The 7744-nt window shown below is 68.5% G+C and carries 7 protein-coding genes; 3 read left to right on the top strand and 4 right to left on the bottom strand.

What is annotated here, in order from left to right; all coding sequences use genetic code 11:
- The coding region (locus Q0L89_RS00935) for a DUF6456 domain-containing protein (RefSeq protein ID WP_296761779.1) at nucleotides 1-964 on the bottom strand (964 nt) is incomplete at its 3' end.
- Between the two features lie 240 nt (nucleotides 965-1204).
- On the opposite strand from Q0L89_RS00935, the gene Q0L89_RS00940 reads away from it, so the two are divergent.
- Nucleotides 1205-1498, top strand: a complete 294-nt coding sequence (locus tag Q0L89_RS00940) for a DUF6477 family protein (protein WP_296761781.1) — start codon at nucleotides 1205-1207, stop codon at nucleotides 1496-1498.
- 13 nt (nucleotides 1499-1511) lie between these two features.
- Here Q0L89_RS00940 and Q0L89_RS00945 read toward each other — a convergent pair whose 3' ends face one another.
- The gene (locus Q0L89_RS00945; protein ID WP_296761783.1) at nucleotides 1512-3068 is read right to left on the bottom strand and encodes a trimethylamine methyltransferase family protein; all 1557 of its coding nucleotides are present in this window, start codon (nucleotides 3066-3068) and stop codon (nucleotides 1512-1514) included.
- Nucleotides 3069-3248: 180 nt separating this feature from the next.
- Here Q0L89_RS00945 and guaA point away from each other — a divergent pair, with 180 nt between their 5' ends.
- Nucleotides 3249-4814 (top strand): glutamine-hydrolyzing GMP synthase, encoded by a 1566-nt coding sequence (gene guaA / locus Q0L89_RS00950; protein ID WP_296761785.1) that lies wholly within the window; start codon nucleotides 3249-3251, stop codon nucleotides 4812-4814.
- A gap of 116 nt (nucleotides 4815-4930) precedes the next feature.
- Here guaA and Q0L89_RS00955 read toward each other — a convergent pair whose 3' ends face one another.
- A complete protein-coding gene (locus Q0L89_RS00955; RefSeq protein WP_296761786.1) occupies nucleotides 4931-5596 on the bottom strand; it encodes an alpha/beta fold hydrolase in 666 nt (221 codons plus the stop codon).
- Nucleotides 5593-6240, bottom strand: a complete 648-nt coding sequence (locus tag Q0L89_RS00960; RefSeq protein WP_296761787.1) for a DNA-3-methyladenine glycosylase 2 family protein — start codon at nucleotides 6238-6240, stop codon at nucleotides 5593-5595. Before Q0L89_RS00960 ends, Q0L89_RS00955 begins: the two co-directional genes overlap by 4 nt.
- Before the next feature lie 148 nt (nucleotides 6241-6388).
- Between Q0L89_RS00960 and Q0L89_RS00965 the strand changes: the two genes are divergently transcribed.
- Nucleotides 6389-7618: an MFS transporter gene (locus Q0L89_RS00965; protein ID WP_296761788.1), complete on the top strand. Its 1230-nt coding sequence runs from the start codon at nucleotides 6389-6391 to the stop codon at nucleotides 7616-7618.
- The last annotated feature ends 126 nt before the right edge of the window (nucleotides 7619-7744 follow it).

Here is a 7744-nt window from a genome sequence, read left to right on the forward strand (position 1 = left end):
GCCCAAGCTCGTGCAGCGCGCGCGCCACCCGGCGGCGCGCCGCCGATGGGCCGGGCGCCTCGCGCGCGTCCACCGCCGGGGGCGGCGCGGTGACCAGGCTTTCCCAGCCGCCTGCCGCCGGCTCGGCCATGCGGGCCAGTTCGCAATCCTCGCGCAAGCGTTCGGCGGCGGTGACAAGCGCCTCGGACAGGAACGGCCGACCATTCCTGTCGCGGCGCCGCGCCAAGGCCGCGACGGGGGAATCGGGGGCGCTGTAGCGCATGCGCCCGCCGTCTTGCGCGGGCGGGACGGCCGCATCACCGGCGCCGCCGGGCCGGCCTACGAACGGGATCGGCGCCTCCTCGAAACCCCGTGCCGCGCGGTTTTCCGCCTCGGCCATGGCCCGGCGACAGACCTCGCGCCCGGCGCCGGTGACACGGTAGCGCGACACCCGGCCCGGTGCTGCGCAGTCGATCCAGCCATTCAGCGCCATCGCCTGCGCCACCGGGCGATCGACCACGGCGAGGCGCCGCGTCTCGCCACCGGGCAGGTCACGCACGACCACGGCCTTGTCCATCTCGCGCGCCACCGCCAGCACGGTCGCGGGCTTGCACAGGTGGTTCAGGATCGGTGCCGCATCGCGTTCGAGGCGGTCGCCGCCGCAGCTCATCTCGGAGGGGGAATGCTTGGTCATCGGCGGGCCGTCCTTTCTGCTGTGCGCGACTGCCGGGGCGTGCCCGGGCACGGGCGCAGGTGTCCCGTCCCCGAGCCGCCGCAGCGCCTCGTCCACCAACAGGTCGTCGCGGCGATTTTCGAGAGTGCGGATCTGGCGCAGCACGGTCGAGGCGTGACAGCCGGCCGCGCGGGCCAGTTCCCGGATCGGAAGCCCGTGCTCGGTATGGGCGATGTAGCGCCAGGCCTCGGGTGAAACCCAGCCCGGCACGGGCATTCCGACGACATCGCCGGACATGGACCTGCGCGGCATATCTGCCTCCTTCACGTCAGCGGTACTGCCAAACTTATCCAAGCCTTATCCCCAGAATTGCCCACAAGTTAGGCGCGAGATCGTTACCTGTTGGTTAATAGTTTGCGATATGGAAATGATTGTTTCTAACTTCTAAACAGTTTGGAAACGCTCCGCGCACGCGCCGGACGCCGCGCGCAACACCTTCTGTTTCCGTGATTATCTCGGCGCCTCTTGGGGATAACTGCCGGGGACACCGATATGGACGAGCTACTGAAACACCTCGACACGCTGCGCCGGCCGCGCCTGCTGAACAGGGCGGCGCGCATCGGCTTGCAGGAGTATTGTTGCGAAGGTCACCTGCGCCGCCTGCTGCCGGGCACCGAGCCCGGGCGCGGCGCCGCCACCCTGCGCGCGCTGGTCGAGATGGAGGCGGCACTCGACGCGCAGCGCCGCGCCGGGGCGGCCTGCTACAGCGCCTGCCGCCACGTCGATGTGCTGATCGCGATGATGGGCGAGGCGCGCCTGCTACGCGCCAGCACGGCGGTGCCCTGAGAGCCGCCCCCGCTCAGGAATAGGCGTCTGGCTCGGACGCCTTTTTCTGCGCCACGTAGCCGGCCAGTGCCTCGGCGATGCCGGGGTCCATGGCCGGCTGCTGGTAGGTGTCGAGCAATTGCTGCACGCGCGCGGCGGCCAGCACCTGGGTGTCGCGGGCGCCTTCCTCGAACCAGGTCTCGAAGGGTTTGTAGTCGAACACCTCGGAACGCCAGAACGCGGTCTTGAAATTCGCCTGCGTGTGCGCGCAGCCCAGGTAGTGCCCCCCGGGGCCGACCTCCCGAATGGCATCCATCGCCTGCGCGTTCGTATCCACGTTCACGCCCTGGGCGAACTTGTGCAAGGCGCCCAGCTGGTCGGCATCCATCACGAATTTCTCGAAACTGGCGACCAGCCCGCCTTCGAGCCAGCCACAGGCATGCAGCATGAAGTTCACACCTGACAGCAACCCCATGTTGAGGCTGTTGGCAGTCTCGTAGGCGGCTTGCGCGTCGGGCAGCTTGGCGCCGGTGAACGACCCCGCCGACCGGAACGGCAACCCCATCCGCCGCGCCAGTTGCCCGGCCCCGTAGGTGATGTGGCTGGCCTCGGGCGTGCCGAAGGTGGGCGCGCCGCTGTTCATGTCGATCGAGGTGACGAAGGCGCCGAAAATCACCGGCGCGCCGGGGCGGACAAGCTGGCTGTAGGCGACACCGGTCATCACCTCGGCCAGCACCTGGGTCAGGGTGCCGGCAATCGACACCGGCGCCATGGCCCCCCCGACCACGAACGGCGACAGGATGCAGGCCTGGTTCGCTTCGGCATAGATCTCCAGCGCCCCCATCATCACGTCGTCGAAGGTCAGCGGCGAGTTGATGTTGATCAGCGAGGTCATCACCGCGTTGTCGCGCACGAACTCCTCGCCGAACAGCAGGCCGGCCATCTCGACGCTGTCGCGGGCGCGCGCCGGGTCGGTGACCGAGCCCATGAACGGCTTGTCCGACAGCGTCATGTGGGCATGCAGCATGTCCAGGTGGCGCTTGTTCACGGCCACGTCGGTGGGTTCGCACACCGTGCCGCCGGAATGGTGCAGCCATTTCGACATGTAGCCCAGCTTCACGAACTTGCGGAAATCCTCCATCGTGGCATAGCGCCGACCGGTGTTGACGTCATGCACGAAGGGCGGGCCGTAGATCGGCGCCAGGACCATGTTGCGCCCGCCGATGACGACGTTGCGCTCGGGGTTTCGGGCGTGCTGGGTGAATTGCGACGGCGCCGTTTCGCACAGCTTGCGCGCCAGCCCGCGGGGGATGTGCACGCGCTCGCCCTCGACATCCGCGCCGGCCTCGCGCCAGCGCTCCAGCGCCTTGGGGTTGTTGACGAAATTGACGCCCACCTCTTGCAGGATGGTTTCGGCGTTGGCCTCGATGATTTCCAGCGCCTCGTCGTTGAGCTCCTCGAAATTGGGGATGTTGCGTTCGATATACTGTGCCGTCTCGAACGAAACCGCGCCGCGTTCGGCGCGCCGCGCCGCGCCGCCGCCCCGGCCCCTGCGCCCTGCCCGTGCCCCTGCGCCCTGCGATTGTGCCATGTCGAACGCTCCTGCATGTCCAGTCCCGGCCGACTGTCGGCCGCGCGCCTGTCTTCAGGCCGTTCTAATGGCTCGCCCCGGGCGGGCAGTGAAAATATGCGCCGCAATAAGCCCCATCCGCGACATCGTCCGCGCGCTGTCCCTCTTGCGCCAATCCGCGCCGGCCACTACTAGGCGGACATGAGCCAGACACCCGAACATGATCGCCTTCTCATCATCGACTTCGGCAGCCAGGTCACGCAACTGATCGCGCGGCGCCTGCGCGAGCTGAACGTCTATTGCGAGATCCACCCGTTCCAGAACGTAACCGGCACGATGCTGCACGACATGGCGCCGCGCGCGGTAATCCTGTCGGGCGGCCCGGCCAGCGTGACGCAGCCCGATGCCCCGCGCCCGCCGGCGCAGGTGTTCGAGCTGGGCGTGCCGGTGCTGGGCATCTGCTATGGCCAGCAGGTGATGATGGACATGCTGGGCGGCACGGTGGAATCGGGCGACGGCACCGCCGAATTCGGCCGCGCCTGGGTCAGCCCGACCGACGAACGCACCACCCTGCTGAAGGGCTGGTTCGACGACGGGCGCGAGCAGGTCTGGATGAGCCACGGCGACCACGTCGCGCGGCTGGCGCCGGGATTCGCCGTCTACGGCACCTCGCCCGGCGCGCCCTTCGCCATCACCGCCGACGTGGCGCGGCGCTTCTACGCGGTGCAGTTCCATCCCGAGGTGCACCACACCCCGGCCGGGCGCACATTGCTGGAAAACTTCGTGCGCGAGGCGGGCTTTGCCGGCGACTGGACGATGCGCGCCTACCGCGACGAAGCCATCGCGCGCATCCGCGACCAGGTCGGCGACCGCCGCGTGATCTGCGGGCTGTCGGGGGGCGTCGACAGTTCCGTCACCGCGGTGCTGCTGCACGAGGCGATCGGCGATCAACTGACCTGCGTCTTCGTCGATCACGGCCTGCTGCGGCTGGGCGAGGGCCAAGAGGTCGTGACCATGTTCCGCGACCACTACAACATGCACCTGATCCACGCCGACGAAAGCGAGCTGTTCCTCGGCGAACTCGATGGCGTTTCCGATCCGGAAACAAAGCGCAAGACAATCGGCAAATTGTTCATCGACGTGTTCCAGAGATACGCCGACGGTATCGACGGCGCCGAGTTTCTCGCCCAGGGCACGCTCTACCCCGACGTGATCGAATCGGTCAGCTTCGCGGGCGGGCCCAGCGTCACCATCAAGAGCCACCACAACGTCGGCGGCCTGCCCGAAAAGATGGGCCTGAAACTGATCGAGCCGCTGCGCGAGCTGTTCAAGGACGAGGTGCGCAAGCTGGGCCGCGAACTGGGCCTGCCCGCGCATTTCATCGGGCGCCACCCGTTCCCCGGCCCCGGCCTGGCCATCCGCTGCCCCGGAGAGATCACGCGCGAAAAGCTGGACATCCTGCGCAAGGCCGACGCGGTCTATATCGACCAGATCCGCAAGCACGGGCTCTATGACGAGATCTGGCAGGCCTTCGTCGCCATCCTGCCGGTGCGCACCGTGGGCGTGATGGGCGACGGGCGCACCTATGATTTCGCCTGCGCCCTGCGCGCGGTGACAAGCGTGGACGGCATGACCGCCGACTATTACCCGTTCAGCCACGATTTCCTTGGCGAAACGGCCACGCGGATCATCAACGAGGTCAAGGGCATCAACCGCGTCACCTATGACGTGACCTCGAAACCGCCGGGCACCATCGAGTGGGAGTGACCGTCGTGCGCCCTTCATCTTTCCCAAAATACTCTCGGGGGTGAATTGGCCGCAGGCCAAGAGGGGGCGGACAGCCCCCTTGCCCTGCCCGCCGCAGGCGCGGCCCTCTCACGCCCTCAAAGGCTCAGCTTGTCGCGCATGAAGCCCAGCGCCACGTTCAGCCCGTCGGGCGCGATGCCGTGGCCGGTGCCCTTCTGGATATGGGCATAGACCTGGTCGAATCCCGCGTCCTGCAACCCCTGCGCCGCCTCGGGCAGCGACTGCACCGGCACCACGTCGTCCTGGTCGCCATGCACCAGCAGCACCGGCGGCTTGCTCACCGCCTCGTCGCGCAGCAGTTCGGGCGACAGCAGCCGCCCCGAAAAGGCGACCACGCCGGAAATCTCGTCCTCGCGGCGCGGCGCGACATGCAGCGCCATCATCGAGCCCTGGGAAAAGCCGAACAGCACCATCTGTTCGGGCAGCATGTCCTCATCCACCAGCAGCGCATCCAGAAAGGCGTTGAGATCGTCCACGGCCTGGTGCATCCCGCGCTCGGCAACATCCTCGGACGACCCGTCGATCCACGGGATCGGGAACCACTGGAACCCCAACGGCGCCCCGGCGCAGGCCTCGGGCGCATCGGGGGCCACGAACAGGGTGTCGGGCAGGTGTTCGCCCAGCACGTCCGCCAGGCCCAGCAGGTCGGCCCCGTTGGCGCCGTAGCCGTGCAGGAACACCACGACCGACCGCGCAGTGCCCGAAACCGGCGCCCGGCGTTCTGCGTTCAATACCCGTGTCATGCGATGCCTTCCCTTTGCTTTTCGACGTGGTAATAGGCCCACAGCAGCCGCGCCGCAACCGCACGCCAGGGGCTCCATCGCTCTGCCATGGTGCGCAGCTCGCGCTCTTTCGGGCGGGCCTCCAGCTCGTACAAGAGCCGCGCCGCCTCCTGCAGGGCCAGGTCGCCCGGGGCGAAGACATCGGCGCGGCCAAGGCTGAACATGGCGTAGATTTCCGCCGTCCAGACACCGACCCCGGTGACGGTGGTCAGCTCGCGCACCACCGCGTCGGTGGGGCGCTGACGCAGCGCGTCGAAGTCGATCCCCGCCCCGGCCAGCGCCCGCGCGTAGCGCGCCTTCTGCCGGCTGAGGCCGGCGGCGCGCAGCGCCTCGTCGTCGGCGCCCAGGATCGCCGGCGCCTCGGTCAGCCCCGCCGATTCGAGCCGCCCCCATACCGCGCGCGCCGCCGCGGTGCTGACCTGCTGGCTGACGATGGCGCCCAGAAGCTGCGCGAACCCGTCCGGCCGGCGGCGCAGCGGCAGCGCCCCGGTAAGCTGGTAGGCATGGGCCATGCGGCTGTCATTCGCCGCCAGCCACGCCGCCCCTTCGGCCACGCAGGCCGGGGTTTCGATGATCCGCCCGATTTCGTGGTCTTCTTCGTCCATGATCTCATCCCCTGGCAGTCACGCGCCGCGCCGGCGGGCCGCATCGCCGTCTTGGCACGCGCGCCGGCGCGGTGCAATCGCCGCACCCGACGGGCGGGTGCGCGAAACATGGCTTGCAGCCGTTCCAAGGCCGGTCTAGCAACATCGCATGACGGAATCCGCATATCATCCCGCCCCCCCGGACGACGACCGTCGCGCACGGCGCAACGTCGTGGTACTGGTGCTGGCGCAGGCGCTTCTGGGCGCACAGATGCCGATGATCTTCACCATCGGCGGGCTGGCGGGGCAATCGCTGGCCACCAACGTCTGTTTCGCGACGCTGCCGATCTCGCTGATCGTCATGGGGTCGATGCTGGCGGCGACGCCGGTTTCGCACATGATGCAGAAATATGGCCGTCGGGTCGGTTTCATGATCGGCAGCGGCGCCGGCGCCCTGGGAGCGGCGGTGGGCGCTTACGGGCTCTACCAGGCATCGTTCCCGATATTCCTGTTGGGCAGCCTGATTACCGGTGTCTACATGTCGGCGCAGGGGTTCTACCGATTTGCCGCCGCCGACACCGCCAGCGAGGCGTTCCGCCCCAAGGCGATTTCCTACGTCATGGCCGGCGGGCTGGCCGCCGCCGTGATCGGCCCGCAACTGATAAAGGCGACCAGCCAGGCGCTGGTGATCCCGTTCCTGGGCGCCTACCTGACGGTGATCGCCATCAACGTGGTGGGGGCGGGGTTGTTCTTTTTCCTCGACATTCCCAAGCCCCCGGTGCCCAGCGAGGATGCACCGAAGGGCCGCACCCGGTGGGAACTGATCACCACCCCGCGCATTGCCGTGGCGGTAATTTGTGCCATGGTGTCCTATGCGCTGATGAACCTGGTGATGACATCGACGCCGCTGGCGGTGGTCGGCTGCGGATTCGACGAGGGCAACGCGGCCGACATCGTCACCGCGCACGTTCTGGCGATGTACATCCCGTCGTTCTTTACCGGCCACCTGATCGCGCGGTTTGGCACCGAAAAGATCGTCGCCACCGGGCTGGTGATCCTGGCCGGGGCGGGCGCGGTGGCATTGCAGGGCGTCGATCTGTCCAATTTCTTTGTCGCCCTGGTGCTGCTGGGAATCGGCTGGAACTTCGGTTTCATCGGGGCCACGACGATGCTGGCCGGCGCCCACGAGCCGCACGAGCGCGGCCGCATGCAGGGGCTCAACGACCTGCTGGTGTTCGGCGGTGTCACCGTCGCCTCGCTGGCATCGGGCGGGTTGCTGAACTGCTCGGGCGGGACGGCGCAGGCGGGGTGGGCGCTCGTCAACCTGGCGATGGCACCGTTCCTGGTGCTGGCCGGCGGCGCGCTGATCTGGCTGGCGCTGCGCCCCGACGACGCCTGAGCCCAACCTGAGCCCTACCATCGCCCGGTCGCAGCCCGCGCCATCAGCCGCGCGCGGGTGGCCACGCCGGCGGGCTCCAACCCGGCCCCGGCCACCAGGCCCGGCCGCCGCGCCGCACGGGCCAGC

Origin of the sequence: Sediminimonas sp., assembly GCF_024637375.1 — a bacterium.
Classification (GTDB): Bacteria; Pseudomonadota; Alphaproteobacteria; order Rhodobacterales; family Rhodobacteraceae; genus Sediminimonas.